The 20,761-nt window shown below is 34.5% G+C and carries 23 protein-coding genes; all 23 read right to left on the minus strand.

All coding sequences use genetic code 11. The features are described 5' to 3' along the window. Positions 1–80 precede the first annotated feature (80 nt). Positions 81–2,882 (minus strand): helicase C-terminal domain-containing protein, encoded by a 2,802-nt coding sequence (locus BM212_RS01050; protein ID WP_091895414.1) that lies wholly within the window; start codon positions 2,880–2,882, stop codon positions 81–83. A 34-nt stretch (positions 2,883–2,916) separates the two neighbouring features. Further along, positions 2,917–4,140, minus strand: coding sequence for a CCA tRNA nucleotidyltransferase (locus BM212_RS01055; RefSeq protein WP_177206263.1), 1,224 nt, complete (start codon positions 4,138–4,140; stop codon positions 2,917–2,919). Between the two features lie 82 nt (positions 4,141–4,222). Beyond that, the gene (locus BM212_RS01060) at positions 4,223–4,546 is read right to left on the minus strand and encodes a nucleotide pyrophosphohydrolase (RefSeq protein ID WP_072694984.1); all 324 of its coding nucleotides are present in this window, start codon (positions 4,544–4,546) and stop codon (positions 4,223–4,225) included. A 134-nt stretch (positions 4,547–4,680) separates the two neighbouring features. Then, complete coding sequence (locus BM212_RS01065; protein WP_072695002.1) at positions 4,681–5,448, minus strand: flagellar hook-basal body protein; 768 nt, start codon at positions 5,446–5,448, stop codon at positions 4,681–4,683. After that, a complete protein-coding gene (locus tag BM212_RS01070; RefSeq protein ID WP_091895417.1) occupies positions 5,441–6,157 on the minus strand; it encodes a sigma-70 family RNA polymerase sigma factor in 717 nt (238 codons plus the stop codon). Before BM212_RS01070 ends, BM212_RS01065 begins: the two co-directional genes overlap by 8 nt. A 22-nt stretch (positions 6,158–6,179) precedes the next feature. Next, positions 6,180–8,264, minus strand: a complete 2,085-nt coding sequence (gene flhA / locus BM212_RS01075; protein WP_072695003.1) for a flagellar biosynthesis protein FlhA — start codon at positions 8,262–8,264, stop codon at positions 6,180–6,182. Between the two features lie 24 nt (positions 8,265–8,288). Next, positions 8,289–9,356 carry a flagellar biosynthesis protein FlhB gene (gene flhB, locus BM212_RS01080; RefSeq protein ID WP_072695004.1) on the minus strand — a complete coding sequence of 356 codons (1,068 nt, stop codon included), beginning with the start codon at positions 9,354–9,356 and terminating at the stop codon, positions 8,289–8,291. Between the two features lie 25 nt (positions 9,357–9,381). After that, on the minus strand, positions 9,382–10,140 hold the full coding sequence (fliR, locus tag BM212_RS01085; protein WP_072695005.1) for a flagellar biosynthetic protein FliR: 759 nt from the start codon (positions 10,138–10,140) through the stop codon (positions 9,382–9,384). Between the two features lie 5 nt (positions 10,141–10,145). Beyond that, positions 10,146–10,409, minus strand: coding sequence for a flagellar biosynthesis protein FliQ (gene fliQ, locus BM212_RS01090; RefSeq protein ID WP_072695006.1), 264 nt, complete (start codon positions 10,407–10,409; stop codon positions 10,146–10,148). A gap of 27 nt (positions 10,410–10,436) precedes the next feature. Further along, positions 10,437–11,099 (minus strand): flagellar type III secretion system pore protein FliP, encoded by a 663-nt coding sequence (gene fliP, locus BM212_RS01095; protein ID WP_091895421.1) that lies wholly within the window; start codon positions 11,097–11,099, stop codon positions 10,437–10,439. An 18-nt stretch (positions 11,100–11,117) separates the two neighbouring features. Further along, entirely contained in the window at positions 11,118–11,510 is a 393-nt protein-coding gene (locus BM212_RS01100) for a flagellar biosynthetic protein FliO (RefSeq protein ID WP_072695008.1), read from the minus strand. Between the two features lie 35 nt (positions 11,511–11,545). Next, on the minus strand, positions 11,546–12,037 hold the full coding sequence (locus BM212_RS01105) for a flagellar basal body-associated FliL family protein (RefSeq protein WP_072695009.1): 492 nt from the start codon (positions 12,035–12,037) through the stop codon (positions 11,546–11,548). Continuing rightward, positions 12,027–12,821 carry a flagellar motor protein MotB gene (locus tag BM212_RS01110; RefSeq protein ID WP_091895424.1) on the minus strand — a complete coding sequence of 265 codons (795 nt, stop codon included), beginning with the start codon at positions 12,819–12,821 and terminating at the stop codon, positions 12,027–12,029. Before BM212_RS01110 ends, BM212_RS01105 begins: the two co-directional genes overlap by 11 nt. Before the next feature lie 24 nt (positions 12,822–12,845). Then, entirely contained in the window at positions 12,846–13,649 is an 804-nt protein-coding gene (locus BM212_RS01115) for a motility protein A (RefSeq protein ID WP_072695011.1), read from the minus strand. Then, positions 13,646–13,849 (minus strand): flagellar FlbD family protein, encoded by a 204-nt coding sequence (locus tag BM212_RS01120; RefSeq protein WP_091895427.1) that lies wholly within the window; start codon positions 13,847–13,849, stop codon positions 13,646–13,648. Before BM212_RS01120 ends, BM212_RS01115 begins: the two co-directional genes overlap by 4 nt. Positions 13,850–13,899: 50 nt before the next feature. Next, the gene (locus BM212_RS01125) at positions 13,900–14,781 is read right to left on the minus strand and encodes a flagellar hook-basal body complex protein (protein ID WP_091895430.1); all 882 of its coding nucleotides are present in this window, start codon (positions 14,779–14,781) and stop codon (positions 13,900–13,902) included. A gap of 88 nt (positions 14,782–14,869) precedes the next feature. Then, positions 14,870–15,259 (minus strand): TIGR02530 family flagellar biosynthesis protein, encoded by a 390-nt coding sequence (locus BM212_RS01130; protein WP_091895432.1) that lies wholly within the window; start codon positions 15,257–15,259, stop codon positions 14,870–14,872. Beyond that, positions 15,252–15,686 carry a hypothetical protein gene (locus tag BM212_RS01135; RefSeq protein ID WP_091895434.1) on the minus strand — a complete coding sequence of 145 codons (435 nt, stop codon included), beginning with the start codon at positions 15,684–15,686 and terminating at the stop codon, positions 15,252–15,254. The genes BM212_RS01130 and BM212_RS01135 overlap by 8 nt, the downstream gene beginning before the upstream one ends. 27 nt (positions 15,687–15,713) lie before the next feature. Continuing rightward, positions 15,714–17,150, minus strand: a complete 1,437-nt coding sequence (locus BM212_RS01140; RefSeq protein ID WP_091895437.1) for a flagellar hook-length control protein FliK — start codon at positions 17,148–17,150, stop codon at positions 15,714–15,716. A 32-nt stretch (positions 17,151–17,182) separates the two neighbouring features. Beyond that, the gene (gene fliJ / locus BM212_RS01145; RefSeq protein ID WP_072695017.1) at positions 17,183–17,635 is read right to left on the minus strand and encodes a flagellar export protein FliJ; all 453 of its coding nucleotides are present in this window, start codon (positions 17,633–17,635) and stop codon (positions 17,183–17,185) included. Positions 17,636–17,648: 13 nt separating this feature from the next. After that, entirely contained in the window at positions 17,649–18,974 is a 1,326-nt protein-coding gene (fliI, locus tag BM212_RS01150; protein ID WP_091895440.1) for a flagellar protein export ATPase FliI, read from the minus strand. Further along, entirely contained in the window at positions 18,974–19,738 is a 765-nt protein-coding gene (locus BM212_RS01155; protein ID WP_091895443.1) for a FliH/SctL family protein, read from the minus strand. Before BM212_RS01155 ends, fliI begins: the two co-directional genes overlap by 1 nt. Then, positions 19,722–20,753 (minus strand): flagellar motor switch protein FliG, encoded by a 1,032-nt coding sequence (fliG, locus tag BM212_RS01160; protein WP_091895446.1) that lies wholly within the window; start codon positions 20,751–20,753, stop codon positions 19,722–19,724. The genes BM212_RS01155 and fliG overlap by 17 nt, the downstream gene beginning before the upstream one ends. Positions 20,754–20,761 lie beyond the last annotated feature (8 nt).

The following is a 20,761-nucleotide window of genomic DNA, read 5'->3' on the forward strand; positions in this document are numbered from 1 at the left end:
CTTAAAGTTCAACTATCTAAGTATATCAAATTAAGGTTTAGAAATAAATATTATTAGAAACTTTCGCTTATTTATAAAAGTTAATCTTTCAGGAACTCATTGATTGATTCTGAGATAACCTCTAAAGGTAATTGTTCGATTTTTACTCCAGATGGCAGAGATTGCTGAAATACAGAAGCATAACTTGAATCAACGTATCTGCTATCTAATATAATTAAGATCCCTTTATCTTTTTCAGAACGAATCAAACGTCCAAAGCCTTGTTTCATTCTGAGAACAGCTCGAGGTAAGGTATCTTGTATAAAAGGATTTTGATTATGCGTCAGCAATTCTTTATGACGCATTTTAACTGTTGGCAGCTCTGGAGAATCGAAAGGCAGCCTTGTAACAATAACAATTTTTAAGGATTCTCCTGGTAGATCAATCCCTTCCCAGAATGTATCAGCTCCCAGAAGTAAAGCATTACTGTTCTTTTTGAATTGCTTTATCAGTTTAGACTTAGTTCCAGATATATTTTGAGCAAGTATTAATTTATCAGCAAGTGATTTTCTGTTTTGTAAGTTATGGTAAACCTTTTGCAATGATTCAATAGATCTAAACAAAATCAGTACATTATCATCTACTTCTTTTGCTAAAAGTTCTATTGAATCAGTTAGATACACTAGGTAATCGTCATTAGTTGATTCTTTTACGGCTAACTGCTTATCAGGTAAATATACTTTAGTCTGCTTCTCATACTGATAAGATGATATGAGTTCTACAAAATCAAGTTTATCTAGTTCTAATTGTCTTTTGAAAAAGTCGATTGACTGATTATAAGACAGCGTACTGCTAGTATACAGAACATGACTATATCGCTCTAGTGAATGCAATAGTTTATCTTTCATAAAAAGACTAGTTCTATTAAATCTGAAAGTAACGCTTGGATTTTTTGAATAGTAAGAAACCCAAGAATGATCCCCGTGACAGCTCTGGTCAAATACAGTTTTAAATGCTCGTGCATTATCGGTAATTTCTTCTAGAAAATCATTAAACATAAGTATATTAAACAATTCAGAAGAAGACAACTGTTCCGTGGCTTCTAAGCATTTTTGTACGATATGATTTCCTACATAGGCTATCTCATATACTAGTCTAGTTAATTCTTTCACTGTCTTCTTAAGAGGTAGACTTAATTGAGAAAACTCAACAGAATTTTCCTGCCACTTAATAACACGAGAATTTTTTTCTATGGGTATGTTTAACTGATCAAGCCAATAATCTATAAATGCTTCCCATTCTGATTCAAAAAGCACTTTATTCGTTTCGATAGACTGTACTTGATATTCTTTGATTACCTTTCTTTTAGATAATGCATACAAAGTTGCTATAATAGAATTTTCTTTTTCAATTGTACCAAATCTTTTAAAAATTGATATAAATGAATTGTAGGAAATCGTCTCTGTAGCAGCATCTTGAACAACATCAGGGAAAAAGTGAGCTTCGTCAATCAGAATTTTTTTGACATTAGTAAATAAGCTGTTTTCTTTTTTCTTCCAGTCTTGTACCAAAAAAGCATGATTTGTAACAATAATAGCAGCATGCTTAAGAGCTTCTTGAGCACGATGATAAAAATCGAGATCGGTCCACTTTTCAATTGATTGAATTGGAATATCAGTTTGTCCTATTCTGATATCTGTCCAGAAATCGTGGCTGTTATTTCCTCCAGCACCTAATTCATCCAAATCTCCAGTAACAGTTTCAGTTAACCAAACTAAAATTCGCATACAAAATAACGATTCAATGTCCTCAAGATCAACATGCTTCATTTTATATTCAAAATTCGCCAAAGAAAGATAGTGATATTTCCCTTTTACTGAAGCAACTTTCAAAGGTAATGGTAGAAATCGATCTAAATAGGCAAGTGTTTCTTCTACCATTTGTCTTTGTAAAATCGTTGTTTTAGTACTAATTAAAATAGGGCTCTTTGAAGAGGCAATAAAACTGACAGGAAACAAATATCCTAATGATTTACCTAAACCAGAGGAGGCCTCAATAGCTAATCCATCCATCTTTTCAGGTTTGCTAAAGTATTGATAAACTGTATCCATCATCTCTTCTTGCGTTGTTCTTTTTAAGTAAGAATCATCAAAAAAATCAGTTTTGCCACTAGAAGTTTCAGGATAAAATGTATTTCTACTCTCATTTAAATAATTGGAATTTTTAGAAGGATCTTTTAAAGCAATTCCTTCGGCGATCACAAGATCTTCACTTAAATCCTTCGGTGCATTTTTCATAATCTCTAATGCATGCTCAAAAAAAAGATGTGTTTCTGCAATACAATAAGATGATAACTCAGCTAATTTTTCTACAGTTGTTAATGGAAGTGTTTGTAGTTTTTCATCCATCCTATTAAGTAAAAATGCTGTCGCTTCAGCATCAAATAAAGCATTATGAGGGCGATCCAAGTCATAATTCAGCCATTCTACGATTTCCTGTAAAGCATAACTATTTGATGTCGGAAAAATAACTTGTGCAAGCTCAACTGTATCGATTGCTGGAATAGTTAATTTGGGAAAGCCGACTCTTTTAAATTCCTCATTTAAAAATTGGAAATCAAAGCCTACATTATGGGCAACAAAAATCGTTTCTTCAAGCATCGAGTAAAGAACAGGAGCAATATCTTCAAAATAAGGTGCTTCCTTAACATCTTTGGGACTTATTCCTGTAAGTTCCTGGATTCTTTTTGGAACACTTTTTAAAGGGTTAACATAGGTATCGAAGGATTCCAAAATTTCTCCATTTTCTAAAAGTACACAAGCAAATTGAATCATTCTGTCATTTTCTATATTTCCACCCGTTGACTCTATATCTACAATAGCATAAACCTGATTTTCCCTCATAACAGCCTCCTTTCTAACACCAAAAACATTAAAATTAAATTTCTTTCTGTTCAGGTATTAATTGTTTATCAGTTATCCATTCTAAAATTTGAGAATAGTCATTTTCTATTTCTTTGTCCAGCACAGCCTGTTCTATTTGTTCTAACAAATCTCCAAGCCATTTCCCTGCATTATGATCAGTTAATTTTAAGAGATCACTTCCTGAAACAGCTAATTCTTTTTTTGAATAGATGGGAAGACTGTTATATGTGCTTTCGACTAAACCTAGATTAGAAGGATATCCCAATAAATCTAAAACTTTTTCTGTTTCAAGTGATAAATTTATTCCGACTTTGTAAACTGTCTTTACATTGATTTGCTTATGCAGTCTCTCTTGAATTGTGTTATATACTATTTCAATGTCTTGAATCATTTTATTTGAAAGTTTCCATGAACGAAGAAAACCTCTATGCTGATTAAACTTTAGAGATGAAAGCAATAAATATGATACCCAAATTTGTAATTCATTCTCAAAATCTTCTTCTATATTAATAAGACCTTCAAGTCCTTGTCTATCAAGTCCCGGACAATATACATATAAGTCAGTTTCTATAAAATAAATAAGACCTTTATTTTTTGACCTTCCTAAAAGCATCTTGACAAATTCAATTTGAATCCTTTCCATTGCAATATGTTCAAGCAGACGAGCATGTTTTTTAATTGCATTAACAGTATTTTCTTCTATTTCAAAATCTAACTGTGATGCAAAACGAGTCGCTCTCAGCATACGAAGAGCATCTTCATTGAAACGTTCATCTGGTATACCTACTGCTTTGATAAGCCGGGATTTCAAATCCTCTTTACCCTTGAAATAATCATGAATTATTCCTTCACGATCCATCGCCAGAGCATTGATCGTGAAGTCTCTTCTTTTCAAATCTTCTTTTAATGAACGCACAAAAGTAACCGAATCCGGACGTCTGAAGTCCTGATAAGTTGATTCGGTTCGAAAAGTCGTTATTTCATAAGAATTATTTCCAGATAGAATCATTACTGTACCGTGTTCTATTCCTACATCAATTGTCTTCTTAAAGAGATGTTTTACTTCAAGGGGAAAAGCACTAGTTGCTATGTCTACATCATTTACTTCTTTCCCTAATAAAGCATCTCTGACACTACCGCCTACAAAGTAAGCTTCGAAACCAGCGGTATTAAGCTTATCTAAAACAGGTAGAGCATCAATAAATACTTTATTTAATTCGATTCTATTGTTTACCATATTAAACGTGCGACAACGATCTTCAATCTTATTACTTGAAGTGTCTCGCCAGCTCGCTCCTTTACTAATTCAAAGATATATTCTAATCTTCAACTCTTTCAAATCGATCATAATCTCTTGTATTAAACTTATTCATTACGATTTTAAATGCTTCAGACAAGTCTATGTTTAAGGAGTTCGCTAGACTAATAATTACGAATAACACATCTCCTAATTCTTCTTCAATAGATTTTTCACTTTCTTCAGTCTTCTTCTGTTTATCACCATGTATATGGTTAATTTCTCTGGCAAGTTCTCCAACTTCTTCTGTTAACCTTGCAAGCTGACCTAAAGGTGAAAAATAACCTGCTTTAAACTGTTTTATGTACGCATCAACTTCATTTTGCATCTTATTAATATCTGTCATTACAAAACACCTCAATTCATTTAAATATCAGAATTATAAGAATCAATAGAGTACAATCAATCTATCTTAACCAATTGCACTCCATTATTCTCTAATTTTGCTGATGCTATATGGTATTCTCATTTAATATCCTCCTAAACCTTTCCGACTTCTTGAGTTGCTCGACGCAATGTTTCATCTGTTGACTGCAACATTCGCTGATTCGCTTCGAACTCTCTTGAAATCTGCATCATATCGCTCATAACATCTACCATATCTACATTAGATTGTTCAACCTGCCCTTGCAGTACTGTAAAACCTGTGCCCATAGGTATACCAGCTTCACTTTGAAACATAGTGTCTCCTACACTAGTCAGTGCAGCCTGATTTTCGAAGTTGGTAATATATAAAAATTGTTCCGCACCTTGTTCTGTCTGAACAAATCCATTCTGATCTACAGTGAATGAATCCGAATCAACAGTGATAGGTTGTGTTCCACCACCAGGGAGTATCCCCAAAACTGTATACCCTTCTTGAGTAACAAGCTGATTTTGATTATTAACACTAAAATTACCATTTCGAGTATAAAAAATTTCTCCTGTCGGACTCTGAACAGTAAAAAACCCATCTCCGTTTAAAGCAAGGTCCGTCTGATTGTTGGTAGATTGAACTGCTCCGCCACTAAGATCCCGATATGCTTCGTCCAATTGATTACCAAAGGTAATTTGTCCAGTTTCTCTACGTAGATTAAGTTCAGGACCTCTTGTATAGTTATGTACATCGACTCGTTCTGTAGCACTTGTTAATAATTGTTGTGACTTATAACCTGGAGTGGTTACATTTGCTGTATTAGTAGCTAAGTTCTTTTGCTTTTCAGATAAAACATTAAAGCTTCTTGATAACGTGTCAATACCTCTAATCATTAGCGTACTCACTCTCCAATATCTCTCTTAATTTCAATAGTGTTTTCCCATGGATCTGAGAAACTCTGGGAACACTTACATCAAATATATAGGAAACTTCCTTCATACTCAATCTTTCAACATAAATTAATTGTAAAATTTGTTGTTCTCGTTCACTTAATTTTGAAACTGCATTGGTCAGATAAATGGATTGTTCTTTTTTTAATAACGTATCATCAACAGCTGCTTCATTACGGTCATTAATAGCATCCATCATTGTTACTTCGTTATCTGAATCAACATTTATTACTTCATCCAAAGAGACATAAGCCAGTTGATGGACTGTGTCATGAATCCCTTCTAAATCTTTCTTAGTTAGTTCCAGCTTTTCACAAATTTCTTTTTCTGTAGGATTTCTTTTAAGCTGAACCTCTAGTTCTTCCTTTGCCTTATAATAAATATTCAATTTTGCCATTCTTGATCTAGGTACCCTAGATGTTTTTCTTACTTCATCTATAATTGCACCTTTGATTCTTATATAAGCATAATTTTCAAAAGGGACCTTTTGAGTTTTATCGTAGCGTTTCAAAGCATCCATTAAGCCAATCACTCCAATGTTTACCATGTCTTCGTGGTCATAATCTCTGTTTCTGACATTTATGGAGTGAACTACTTTATGCACTAATGGCATATACTGTAATATAATCTCGTTTCGATCTTCTACTTCCAACTAATAAACTCCCTTTCTTTCATCATTCTTTAATCTCAATCATCCCAACAGTTTCTATCGGACAGTCGTTTGGCACCTCATTTAATGAAACTACTGTAAGTTCTGGAAAATTAAAGGTAATAAGATTCTTAACTGCAGCTCTTATCTTTGGCGCCGTTAGAAGAACATGCGGAATTCCCTGTGCATTTAAAACTGAATGTTGCTGATTAATACTGTCAAACAGCCGAGTAACAATCTGTGGTTGCAGGACAGGTATTGAACCGGCAGATGATTTTTGGATACTAGTACTTAGTATTTCTTCTGTATCGGGATGGACAGTTAAAACATTTAATGTTCCTTTTTCATCAAAAAAAGGTTTTACAATAGTACGTTTTAAAGATTGTCTTACATACTCTGTTAATGTTTCCGGATCTTTAGTCGAACTTCCATAATCAGCTAATGTTTCTAAAATAGTTTCTAAATCAGTAATTGCTACATCCTCTTGTAATAAATGCTGCAGTACTTTCTGTACATCACCAAGCTGAAGGATATCTGGAATCAGTTCATCAATAACAACATTGTACTGATCTTTAATTCCCTCAAGCAATTCTTTAACTTCTTGTCTTCCAAGTAAATCATGAGCATTGCTTTTGATGACTTCTTTTAAGTGGGTAATCAATACAGTGAGCGGATCAACAACTGTAAAATCGTGCAATTCAGCGATTTCTTTATTTTTAGCCGTTACCCAAAGAGCATCTAACCCAAAGGCAGGTTCAATCGCCGGAATACCCTCAAAATCAAATTCCTCTGAAGCTCCTCCAGGTTCTACTACTAGATAACGATCCGGATACAGTTCTCCCGCTGCTACTTCATTTCCTTTTATTTTAATGACATATTCATTTTGTCCCATTTGTAAATTATCTCTAATTCTTATTGGATTTAATAAAATTCCTTTTTCATGAGATAATTGTTTCCTTACTGCAGCAATCTGTGTAGTCAAGTTTGATTCCTGGTCTTCATTAGCTAACGGAATCAAACCATAACCGATTTCAATTGCAATCCTGTCAACTTGGAAACTAGCCACCGATTCTTCTTCTTTAGTAACTGGCTGATTTTGTTCAGATAATTGCTGCTGCATTTTTGTATCTGCAGCAACTTGTTTCTGCCCTTCATTTACTAAGTATCCAGCAACACCTAAGGCCGCTCCAAGAATCAGAAATGGTAGTATTGGAAATCCTGGTATGATTGCAAATATGACCATTAAAGCTGAAACGATATATAATACTTGAGGAACATTAAACAATTCCCTACCAATAGTATCACCGAATGCTTTTTCATTTGAAGTTCTAGTTACAAGAATTCCTGAAGCAACTGATATCAGTAATGAGGGAATTTGACTTACCAGACCATCACCGATCGTAAGTTTACCGAAATACTCCAAAGCCTCTGTTATGGTATAGCTCCCTTGCATGGAATGAATCAAGATGCCACCAATCAAATTGATGATTGTTATAACTAAACCAGCTATGGCATCTCCTTTTACAAACTTACTGGCTCCATCCATAGAACCATAGAAATTCGCTTCTTTCTCTAAATTAGACCGTCTTAATTTGGCAGCTTCTTCTGTAATTAGTCCAGAGTTCAAATCAGCATCAATTGCCATCTGTTTACCAGGCATTGCATCCAAAGTAAATCTTGCCGATACTTCCGCTACCCTACTTGCACCATTTGTTACTACTAACATTTGAACCAGTACAATAATAACAAAAATCACTGCTCCGACAATGTAGTTGTTACCCGCAACGAAATTAGCAAAAGTATCAATTACCTGTCCTGCATCTCCTTCGCTCAAAATCAAACGTGTTGAACTTACATTTAAGCCAAGTCTGAACATAGTTGTTATCAGCAACAATGTAGGGAAACTTAAGAAGTCCAAAACTGAATGAGTATACAAGGTTAGAACTAATATTGTAATCGCAAGCGAAATATTGACGACTAATAAAAGATCCAAGACGAAAGTTGGCATCGGAATCATAATGATTCCGATAATAGAAACAACAATAAAAGCGACGAATATATTTAAATAATTGCTGATTCCAAATTTAGTTGATGTCGAAGCTTGATTCATCTTGATTCTCCTATTCATGATTTTTTAAATTTTATTTTTCTTACGTTTTTCTGCTTGGAATACAAGCGCTAATATTTCCGCGATGGCTTGATAAAGTTCTATTGGAACTGGGTCACCTGGTTCAACATCTTTATACAATGCCCTAGCAAGTGGTCTATTTTCAATCATTGGAACCTCTTTTTCTCGTGCTCTTTCTTTCATACGAAAAGCCATCAAGTCTTGTCCTTTAGCTAATACCACTGGAACCTGATCTACTTTTTGATCATATCTAATAGCAATTGCAAAGTGAGTCGGATTAGTTATGAGAACTGTTGCTTCATCTACATCAGAGATTTTTCCGCTTAATAATTCTCTATAGCGGGCTTTCCTCTGAGATTTTATCTGAGGATCTCCTTCCATCTCTTTATACTCATCTTTTATTTCCTGCATAGACATCATTAATTCTTTATTATGGGAGTACCTTTGAAAAATAAAATCTGCAACTCCTAGTACAGCTAAAAATATTGCAAGATTAAAGGCTAGTCTGGAAACTAATTCAATCATTAACGGAAAAATATTTGGAGAACCGATTTTCCCCGAATTCATAATCATAAATCCAGATTTATATAAAGTATATAGAGTAAAACCTACTACGATAAACAGTTTGGCCAAATTTTTAAATAACCCAAAAGCTGCTTTTTTACCAAAAATATTTTTAAACCCCGATACTGGATTTAACTTTTTCAGACTTGGTTTGAGCGGTTCGCCGGTAAGCATAAAACCGACTTGTGCTAAATTTCCAAATATAGCTGTCAGAAAAGCAATAACTAAGAATGGTGCAGATAAAATTAGAAAGTATAAGATAGCATTTGATCCAATATTTCCTAATTCATTATGTATGTTTTGGATGTTAAAACCATTTTTCAGCATATTCCGTAAAAAAACGAACGCTCTTTGAAATACATACGTAGCCAGTCCAGTGAAAGCTAAAGCGAAAATACCAAAAGATAAAGCAGAAGATAAATCTTGGCTTTTTGGTACTTGTCCTTTTTTTCGTGCATCCCTAAGTTTCTTTGGCGTGGGCTTTTCGGTTTTTCCATCTTTTTCTGCCACTAGACTCACCTCACTTGTTAAAAAATCAATTACTTAAAGAATTTAAAAATTCATCCATATACTTAATCATTTCCGGAAAGATTTCTGAAATATTTTCCATCAACATAGGTAAAAATATAAACATGAATACTAAACTTACTAATATCTTCATAGGTATACCTAAAATCAGCACATTGATTTGAGGAACAGTTCTAGAAATTAGAGCTAAGGTTAGTTCTGATAATAGCGCTACTATAATAAATGGAATTGCTAAGCTCAAAGCTATTTCAAACACATGTCCAAACAACTTTACTATTCCTTCAACACCAAAACTATTAAAAACAATCTGATTTAAAGGAACATACTCGAATGATTTTACTAAACTTCTAATCACAATATGATGAATATTAGCAATAAAGAAAATAGCGATTGAGATCCAATAATAGATTTTTCCAAAGTTTGATGCACTCACACCAAGAGAAGGATCATATATTTGTCCCATTGAAAATCCAACTTGAAAATCTACTAAAGATCCTGCAATATCTACAGCTGTAAAGAAGAGAATGGTTATGTAAGCTAGTGCCATACCAATAAACAATTCTTTGATTCCCAACAGTAAAAATAATCCTATAGTAAATGGTGTTTGGATTGGATCTATAAATCCCATTACTGTAAATGATAGAGCAAATGATATTCCTAACTTGGCAACCTGCGGAAAAGCTTTATTAGAAAATCCCGGACTCAATGAGATAAAAGTAGTGATACGAATTAATATTAGTAAAAAGTGCTGTAGTTGATCTATCATACTATTCATAACCCGGCAATAATATCGAATAATCGTTCAGTAAATGAAACTAGTGAGTTTAACATAAAATTACCCAACAGAACTAGCGTTAACAGTATAGCAAATAATTTAGGAACAAAACTTAAAGTTTGTTCTTGAATTTGAGTAGTAGCTTGTAAGATACTGACAACTAAACCAATAACTAGTGCAATGATTAATACAGGCGCTCCTACACGCAGCATCACGAGAAAAGCATCTTGTAAAACATCTAGTACATTTTGTGTTGTCATATCATAAAACCCTCTCAAATTTATATATTAATAAAAACTGCTGACTAAAGATTCAACAACCAAATACCATCCATCTACCATCACAAATAGTAATAATTTAAAGGGAAGAGAAATCATGACCGGTGATAACATGAACATTCCCATCGACATCAAGATACTTGCAACTACAATATCGATAACTAAAAACGGAATAAATATCAAAAATCCAATTGTAAATGCTGTTCTTAATTCGCTAATAGAAAAAGCTGGTATAATCGTTGTCAGCGGCAGGTCTTGCGGTGTTTCAGGATAATCTTCTCCAGATAAGTCTACGAATAACTCTATGTCACTTGTTCTAGTTTGATTTATCATAAAATCTTTAATTGGTTTTTCTGCTTCTATAAATGCTTCTTCCCTGGACAAATCGCCTTCTAGCATTGGTGTCAAGGCTACTTCATTAACATCTTCATAAACAGGTCGCATTACAAATAGTGACAGAAACAAAGCCAGTCCAATTAATACTTGGTTTGGTGGGGTTTGCTGTGTCCCCAAAGCATTTCGAGTAAAAGAAAGCACGACGATCATTCTAGTAAAGCTTGTGGTTAATACTAAGAAAGAAGGAATCAATGCTATTAATAGAAGGAGTAGATACAAATCGATGACTTCGGAAGATTCACCTGCATTTGAAAATACATCTACTAAATTTTCCACGATAAGATAATTCCTTTCTTAGTCTTGCTTAAAAGAGTCTTCATACTTTTTCTTTAATTGACCGTATTTGCCTTTTAAGTCACCTGTTATTTTCTTTAAATCGGTTATATTTTTGGTATCTTGTGTTTGTTGATGAATTCGCTTTTGAATATCCTCTTTTTCCTTTTGAGAAAATTCTTTAATAACTTCATTACCACTCTCACTGAAACTCATCAGCATATATTGTGTACCAATTTGTACGATACATAAGGAGGAACTTTTTGAAACAGGTACACGTTCGATTATTTTAATTGCTTTACTTCGTACTTGATTTATCCTATCTAATCTTTTTAATAAGAAATTAGCTAATATAATGATTAGGAAAAGGGCAAACAGCATTTGTAAAAATTGACTTATACCTATACCTGGCATCTGATTCCTCCTATTCTTGTATTGTCAAATCCTGTTTAATTCTGCGTTAGAATATTAGTGATATAGACCTCATCAATAATGTCTTCTCCAAACGACTCATTTATACGATTTTTCAAATCATTTTTAATAATAAATGAACCATTTTCTCGTTTCAGCAATGTGTCGATACTTTCGTTTGAAACAACATGAATAACTGCATCCCGCACTTTAGCAATTTCTTGATTAATCAGCTCTTCAGCACCTTCTTCATAACTGCTGACAGATACTTCCAATTTCACTATTGCTGTATCATTACCATTTTCATCTGATACATTGATCAGAAATTCTTCTAGTGGAACTTGAACTTCAACTGGCTCAGGTTCTTCTGTAAGTTTACTGATGAAAGGTATTTCACTTGAATCACTAAGTAGTGAATATCCGACAAATCCTCCTAACAATAGGATAACAACAGCTAGAGAAATAATAATAACTTTGCTTTTACTGCCCTTATTTTTAGTATCGGCTGCTACTGTTGGATTATTCGCCATATTCTACTTCCTCTCTATCTTCATACATAATAATTACATTTACTCTTCTGTTTAGTGCTCTATTGGCATCAGAGTCATTAGGTACTAAAGGAGAATGTTCACCATATCCTTTTGCAGATAATCTACTTGGAGAAATTCCCCTTTCTTCACTTAAATAGCGCAATACTGAAACTGCTCTACCAGTAGAAAGTTCCCAGTTTGAGGGAAACTCAGAAGTATTCATCGGTACATTGTCCGTATATCCTTCAACCACTATCTTATTATCGAAGAGATCAAATAAACCTGATAATTTACTTAACGTTTCTTCTCCAGAGGATGTAATATCCGCGCTACCTGAAGTAAATAATATAGATTCTTGAATGTCTATATAAACGCCTTCGGTATCACGAGTGATCGTTAAATCAGATTCTATTCCATTCTCAGCCATATATTCATTTGCTGTCTCATATAATTCCTGTACTTCTTGCGGAATCACATTCGAATTTTCAGCACTTTCAATATCTTCTACCGTTAAATCTTCTGGATCAGCTTGATCAATATCTTCCATATCAGCAGTATTAAGATCAGTGATGGTACTACCATTTTCTTCCAGGATTGAATCATTACTGCTTCCTGCCAGAGCAACTCGAAGTGACTCAGCTACTGCTCTGAATTGTTCTTCACTGACTGCTGACATTGAAAACAATAGAACAAAAAATGTTAGTAATAAAGACATCAGATCAGAATAAGTTGCCATCCAAGCAGGCGCTCCACTTGACTTAGGTTTTTTCTGTTTTTTTGCCATAGGATTCCCTCATTTGCTGCATCTTTATTTTTCTGAAACTGCTGCTACTGTTTCGTCTTCTTGTTTAGCAGCTTTAAGGTCTTTCTGTGAAATGAAGCTTTGAAGTTTCTGTTCAATTACTCGAGGATTTTCACCTTTTTGAAGAGCAAGTACCCCTTCAAGAATCATCTCATTTGTCTTCAACTCATTATCAGTCTGCATTTCAAGATTTTTAGCCAAAGGAATGAATATGATATTCGCCAGAAAACTTCCGTACAAAGTTGTCAGTAAGGCTGTTGCCATTCCAGAACCAATTAGTGAAGGATCCTGAAGATCACCAAGCATGGCAATTAATCCAACTAAAGTACCAATCATCCCAAATGCCGGAGCATATTCTCCCCATTTACTAAAGATTTCTTGCCCTACAGAGTGTCTATTTTCAGTTTGTTCAAGCTGCACAGTCATAAGTTCTTTAATGGTATCCTCATCTGTTCCATCAACAACCATTTCCAGCCCATATTTGAGTAATGGATACTGCAGTTCACTAATATCACCTTCGATTGATAAGATTCCTTGAACTCTAGATTTTTTTGTGATTTCAATAATCTTATCTATTAAAGCTACTCGATCGTTATCTGGTGCAATAATTAATTTCATTACTAAACTCGGAATTTTTTTCATCGTTTCAATCGGAAAACTAATCATCAAAGCGCAAAAAGAACCTAAAAGTGTAATAATCAAAGATGGAACATCAAAAAATCCTGCTAGCGGACCACTGGATGACATAGCATATATGATCAATCCAATACCTGCAATCATACCAATGATAGGTGTAAAGCTTCGTTTCATTCTTTTACCTCCCATGGATTGCGATAAACCTGATTTTTAAATTGGATAACTTTATCTCTAATTTCTTCAGGTGTCTCTTGAACCCAAATCGTCTTTTGATCAACCAGTGTAATCAAAGTATCGTACTCTTTTTCTACCTTATAGATCAGATCACAATTAAGATAAAATTCTTTTCCAGCTAAAGATTTTAAAAGAATCATTTTATATCCTCTTTCTATTTTTGATCTTGAGTATTCAACTAATTTTTAGATTAACGTTTTAAGTTGATCAATTCTTGCAGCATTTCATCTGATGTTGTTATACTACGAGAGTTTGCTTGATAAGCTCTACTCGCTACGATCATCTCTGTAAATTCAGTTGCTAAATCAACATTTGACATTTCCGTAAATCCAGAACGAATAATTCCATATCCGTCATCTGAAGGGCCTCCCAATTGTGGCTCACCTGAGTTAGTAGTTGCGTTATACAAATTACTACCTGCTTTTTCTAAACCATCAGGGTTAGCAAAGTTTGACAAGGCTACTCTACCTAAAACATAGGTATTTCCATCACTATATGTAGCAATGATTGTTCCAGAGTTATCGATATTATAGTCTTGTAATTCAAGTCCATTCATAGTCTGATTGATTTGAATCGGTGTTAATGCAGTCGGTAAATCGTCACTATCGTATCCTGCTTCAGGCGTCATTCCTCCAGCAGGAACATATCCCATAACTTTATATCCATTCGCTGATGTAAGGTTTCCATCGTAGTCAATTGTAAATCCGCCATCACGAGTATAGTTGACATTTTCTTCAGTACCATTTTCACTAACGACGAAAAATGAATTATCCCCGTTTTGAATAGCAAAATCTAACCCTCTACCTGAGTACTGCAATGAACCACCTTGCATCAGCATATTTGTAGCTGCAACTTGTGAACCCAGTCCAACCTGTTGAGCGTTGATACCGCCTCGTCCATTATTATTTGGCCCTTGGGCTACTGCGTTTGTTTGTGAAATCATATCTTGAAAAGAAACTGATTGGGATTTAAAAGCTGTTGTGTTCACATTAGCAATGTTGTTAGAAATAACATCCATTTTAGTTTGTTGACCTTTCATGCCAGTGATACCAGAATATAATGATTTTAACATTTTGAATCCTCCTATTATTTACCTTTATGTGGTTTGAGATGTCTCTAAATCAGTCGGTCAATAGAGAATAGCCTCTTTTCAGTCCAGCTTATACATCTCTTTTAACTTGAATAGCACTATCGATATTTGTTACTTCGTTCATTTCGTCTGACTTCAAAGCTGTGATTACTTTTCGATTTTTAATACTTGCAATCAGCGCTAAATCATCGTACAAAATCAAAGATTGTTTAGAACCTTTATCAGCTAGCGTTTGTACAGCTTCTTCTAAATTATTCAAATCAGTTTGATCTAAAGAAATACCATGCTGATCTAATCTTTTCTGGGCATGATTAGAGAAGGTAACTTTAGCTTCTGTGTTGGCATTTTTTAATGCATCTTCGATAAATGAACCAAACTTGCGATCTAGTTGAATGGAAGGCTGCTTAGTTTTAAAAGATTGTTGTGAAGTTTCTATAGATTTAGAAAGTTTATCAATCACTTGTTTCCCCAACTTCAACTATATTATTGAGTGAGTATGATTTACCATCTACTTGTATCGTAGCGTAGCCACTATCAAAACGAACTTTTTCCACAACACCATTTACTAACTGATCTTCCTCTGTTTTTAGTGAAACTTGCTTACCTACCATACCTAATGCTTGTTGTTGTTGTGTCATTAACATAGTAGTTTGCATAGTTTCTGTTAATTCCTGCATTGAATCCAGCATTCCAAACTGCACCATCTGACCGATATAATCAGTTTCTCCACCGCCACTGCCGCTACTTCCATCTAGTGAGGGCATGCTCATAGCATTCGAAATTATATATAAAAATTGTTCCATATCCAAATCTGAATTCTGCTTTGTTTCTTCTCCAGGTACTACGTTTTCTAAAGAACCAATTGTCATTTGAGAAGGTATATCCATTTCCTAAACTCCTTTCAAAATTTTTGATTAAGCTATTACATTTAATCTTCCTTTGATAATATGCGTATCGATTGCTGTCTCATTTTCTATCTCTTTGTCATTTTTAGATAAGTACAGCTTTTTATTTTTTATAGCTTGTTGGAATTTCTGGTCACTTTGCTGCTGGTCTGAAAAATTGAATGCTGCATCAAAAGCTTCTTGAGCTGGAGTAACAAGTACTTCAAGTTTATCGATTTTTATTGACTGAGCTGCCGTGTTTCCACCAAAATTCTTCAACTGCTGTTCTACCAATCTTTTTGCATCCTCAGATGTAACCACTAATTTACCAACTAACTTGTTGTCAATCATTTCTAATTCAATGGTTACTTTTCCAAGTGTTTCAGGAGTTAGTTGAACGGTTGACTTAATCGTTTCAGGTTTTCCTGGATTTTGTATCCTTTCCGTTACCAGACTTTGCAATCGGTCTGCTACTTCTTTATTCAAAACCGTAGGATTTTCTTTGGTGACAACTGATGTATTCTCATTTGTTCCCATTTTTTGCGCTGCAGCGTCTGTTTGAGCAATTTCTACCCTTAAATCTGAGTGAGTATGCTCTTTGCTTTTTCCATCAGAAGCCATGTTATTAACCAAATGTTGTTCCGATAATGAATCTGCTTCTACTACTCCCAGAGTATTTATAGGTTGTGTAGTCTGAGATTCCTTCATCAAACCGTTCTCTATTTGGCTATTCTCTATTGTCTGAAAAACTGGCGGTTCACTTTCTTGCTTACCAACCAAATTGATTTGTTTTATGTAGTTGATAAGGTCATTATTTTGCTTTGCATCACCCACTAGATCAACATCATCTTGTAGCGATAGATTTTCACTATTTTTTAAAAGTTTAATCAATTGTAGAGTCTCTGTTTCCAAATCTTGCATCTGCATTTTTGATGTGGAAGAATTTATAGGTTGAGCAATTTCAGATTGTTCGATTGTTTTTTCTTGAACTATTGAATTGGATAGTTGATTCTTTATTTCAAATGATTTTGTCTCTGGTATAGATTTAACTACATTAGAGTTTGTTTCAGTATTTTTCAACTGCTCAACTATCTTATTAAGATGTTCGATTTCTTCTTGAGTAAGTTTTGCTGTTTCATCAAAGTTACTGATTACTGAAATAATTTGTTTTAAATCTTTTTTCCCTAGCTTTGCGACTGCGTCAGGAGTTTCTTGTAAAATTTTGATTAGTTGAGGAATTAAAGCACTTAACTCAATATGATTTTTATTTTTTTCTGTTGATTCATTTTCTTGTTTATTGATATTTTTTTCTTCACTATTATTATTTTTGTTTTTCGTTGCTTCTTGTTTTGTATCAGAGTGTTTCTTTAAATAAGAAACGAACATCTTCTCATCTGATTTTTTTTCTTTATTTCCGGTCTTCGAAATCGTTGCTTTACTGGGTTGAACTTGTATCAGATTGTTCATTTTCTCACCTCCTTTCAATGTCAAAAACTTTTCTATTTAACTTTCTGATTAAAGGTGAAATTTCTTCCAAACTGCAGTGTGGAAATTTCATCCAGCTGTTTCTGTTCTTCTTTTTTCTCTGCTTCTTTATGTACATAGCGTTCTTTTTCTTCAAGCTTTTCCATAATCCTTTTATCTTTGTTAGCTTTTGCCAAGTTTTCTCTTACTATACTTAATTGTGCTTCAACATTTTTTATAACAAGCTTCTGTTGAATAATATTTTCATCCAACATCTCTTTATATAAACTATGACGTCTAACAGAATCTATATTTGATTTAAAAAGATTATCACTTTTCAGTTTTCGACTCTCTTTTAAAAGCGATTCTAATTTCTGCTTTTCCTTCATTAATCGATTCTCACTATTTTTGACTTCTTTACGTGCAATTTCTTCTAAATCCTCACGCCAATCCAAAATTTTTTCCATTGAAAAATGATATGGTTGCATATATTAACTCTCCTTATCTTAGCGGCTGAGCAGAAAATACAGATTTTAATTCTACCAATGTTTCCTCATATTTATACTCTTCAGTCGTTTTCTGTTTTAAAAACTCTTTGATTGGTCGATTAAGTCTGACTGCCTGATCTACTAAAGGATTTGATCCTTTTTGATATGCTCCTACATCTATTAAATCTTTGGAGTCAGAATATCTCGTTAAATTTTCTCTTAATTTACCAGCTAATTCATCTTGCTCTGGGGAAACGAGTTCTTTCATTAATCGACTTAAACTATTAGGAATATCTATTGCCGGATAATGATTTTCCGAAGCGATTTTTCTGGATAAAATGATATGTCCATCTAAGATGCCTCGAACCGAATCGGCAATTGGTTCATTCATATCATCACCTTCAACAAGTACAGTATAAAAAGCAGTAATTGATCCAAATTGCGAAGTACCACTACGTTCCAGTAATTTTGGCAGTGTAGTAAATACAGAAGGAGTATAACCTTTACTTGTTGGCGGTTCACCAGTTGCCAGTCCAATCTCACGCTGTGCCATTGCAACACGGGTAACTGAATCCATCATTAATACAACCTTCTTGCCCCGGTCTCTAAAATATTCTGCAATAGCCGTAGCTACATATGCTCCTTTTAATCTAACAAGTGGAGGCATATCAGAGGTTGCACAAACTACAACAGACTTGGCATATCCCTCTTCACCTAAGTCTTTATCGATGAATTCCAGAACTTCTCGACCACGTTCGCCAATCAAGCCAATAACAATTACGTCAGCTTCTGAATAACGGGCCATCATGCCTAGTAAAGTGGATTTACCTACACCAGAACCAGCAAAAATCCCCATACGCTGACCTTCTCCAACTGTTAGCAATCCATCAACAGCCTTAACCCCAGTAGTTAAAATATTTCTGATTTTCTTTCGTTTAAAAGGATCAGGAGAGGAACGATTGACTTGATACATTTTTCCATTGAGAAGTTGTTTTTCTGTTAACGGCCTACCTAATCCATCCAAAGTCATTCCCAGCATATCATCAGAAACTTCTACTTTAAGTGTTTTTCTTGTCGGTCTAACTAGACAGCCCGGTCCAATGCCTTCTAATTCATCTAGCGGCATCAAGAGGACTGTTTCATCAACAAACCCAACGACTTCACTTAATACAATTTTGTTAGTAGATTTTATTTTTATCTCACAGACTTCTCCTACGAAAGCATCAAGTCCGTCTACTTTGATTATCAAACCAATAACTTGACTTACTTTACCTTGTTTCAAGGTATAGGCACTTTTTTCTATTACATCATGATATTGTTCAAAAGGGATATTGAGCATTAAACATTCCGCTCCGTTTCTTTCATCTCTTTAAGAATCGCTTCTAATTGTGCTTTAACTTGAAGATCAATCAACTTATGTGCACTTTCAACTATGCAGCCATTCGGTTCTAAATTACCATCTTGTAATACGGAGAACCGAACGCCTGGATATTGTTCTTTAAGACTTGATAGCTGCTCTTTTACAGCTTCTTTTGAATCCGGATGTACCGTTAGTGAAATGAAATCCTCTTCTCGGTCTAACTGGTGCAAGATAGGGTGAACTAAAGTTAAAATCCCTTCATCAGCATGATCTAACTGATCATGGATAATCTTCTCTGCCATATGTAAAGAAAGAGAAAGCAACTCGTCTTTCTTCTCTTGAACATATTGTTCAATTTCTAACTGAGCAGCTGCAATCAGATCTCTTCCTTGCTGCTTTAGAACTTCGCTTTCCTGTTTCCCTTCAGCGTATCCCTCTTGCATTCCTTGCGTGTAACCTTCTTGATAACCCGCTTCTTTTCCAGACTGAATACCTGTCTGATAAGCTTGCTGTTTAATTGCTTCAGCTTCATTTTTAGCAAGCTCAATCATCTCTTCTTTTTTAGATTGAGCTTCATTCAAAATCTTTCTCCGCTTGATCGCTGCTTCTTTGACTTCTTCGGATTCATCTAATTCTTCATCAATATTATTTTCTGTATCGTTCAACACAGTATCAATTACCCACGTATCGTTAGATTGATCAACTTTATGTCTTGATTTGATGATTCTACTCGACGATTGCATCTTGTTCGCCCCTCATAATGTAAACTTCACCCTGTTCGTCTAAACGACGAATAACTGTAACGATCTTTTGTTGTGCCTCTTCTACTGCTGATAATCTTGCAGGTCCCAAGAACTGCATATCTTCTTTGAGTGTTTCTACTGCCCTTGAAGATAGATTATCAAAGATAAAGTCACGCAATTCGTCTGAAACACCTTTGAGAGCCAGAACAAGATCGTCTTGATTGACCTCTCGCAAGACTTTTTGTACATCCGCTTTTTGAAGGGAAACAATATCTTCAAAGGTAAACAGACTGGCTTTGACTTCTTCTGCCAAGGCTGGTTGTGTCTGCTCTAACTCTGCAACAATTGCTTTTTCTGTCGTACGACCAACTTGGTTCAATATATCAACCAGAGTATTCACACCACCAACACTCTCAGTTTCGTTTTCAACGAAAGAAGAAAACTTACTTTCGATTACTTTTTCTATACGCTCAATCACTGCTGGAGAAGTACTACTGATTGTACCGATTCTCTCTGCGATATCAGTTTGTTTTTCCGGAGGAAACTGTACTAGTATCTGGGCAGCTTTATCAGGCTGCATATAGCAGAGAATCAAGGCTACAGTCTGAGATTGTTCGCCAAGCAATAAGTTCGTTAATTGTTGCGGGTCAGCCTTTCTAGCGATATTAAATGGACGTTCGCGTAATTGAATCTGATTTAGCATATCAATCACTTCTTTCGCTCGCTGTGTACCTAATGCTTTGTTTAAAAGAGTCTTAGCATAATCAATTCCGCCATCTAAAATGTACTCTCTAGCTTGTGACATTTCTAAAAACTCATCAATAATCATTTCTCTATCTTGCTGACTAACATGATCAATATTAGCTATTTCATAGCTTACTTTTTGAATATAAGAATCTGGTAATTGCTTCATTATTTGAGCTGACGTTTCAGGCCCTAAAGTAATCATAAAAATAGCTGCTTTTTTAATACCATCTAACTTGGATGATTTACTTTCTTCTTTTATATCTGCCATTTTATCCC

Origin of the sequence: Marinilactibacillus piezotolerans, from assembly GCF_900114235.1 — a bacterium.
In the GTDB taxonomy this organism is placed as follows: domain Bacteria; phylum Bacillota; class Bacilli; order Lactobacillales; family Carnobacteriaceae_A; genus Marinilactibacillus; species Marinilactibacillus piezotolerans.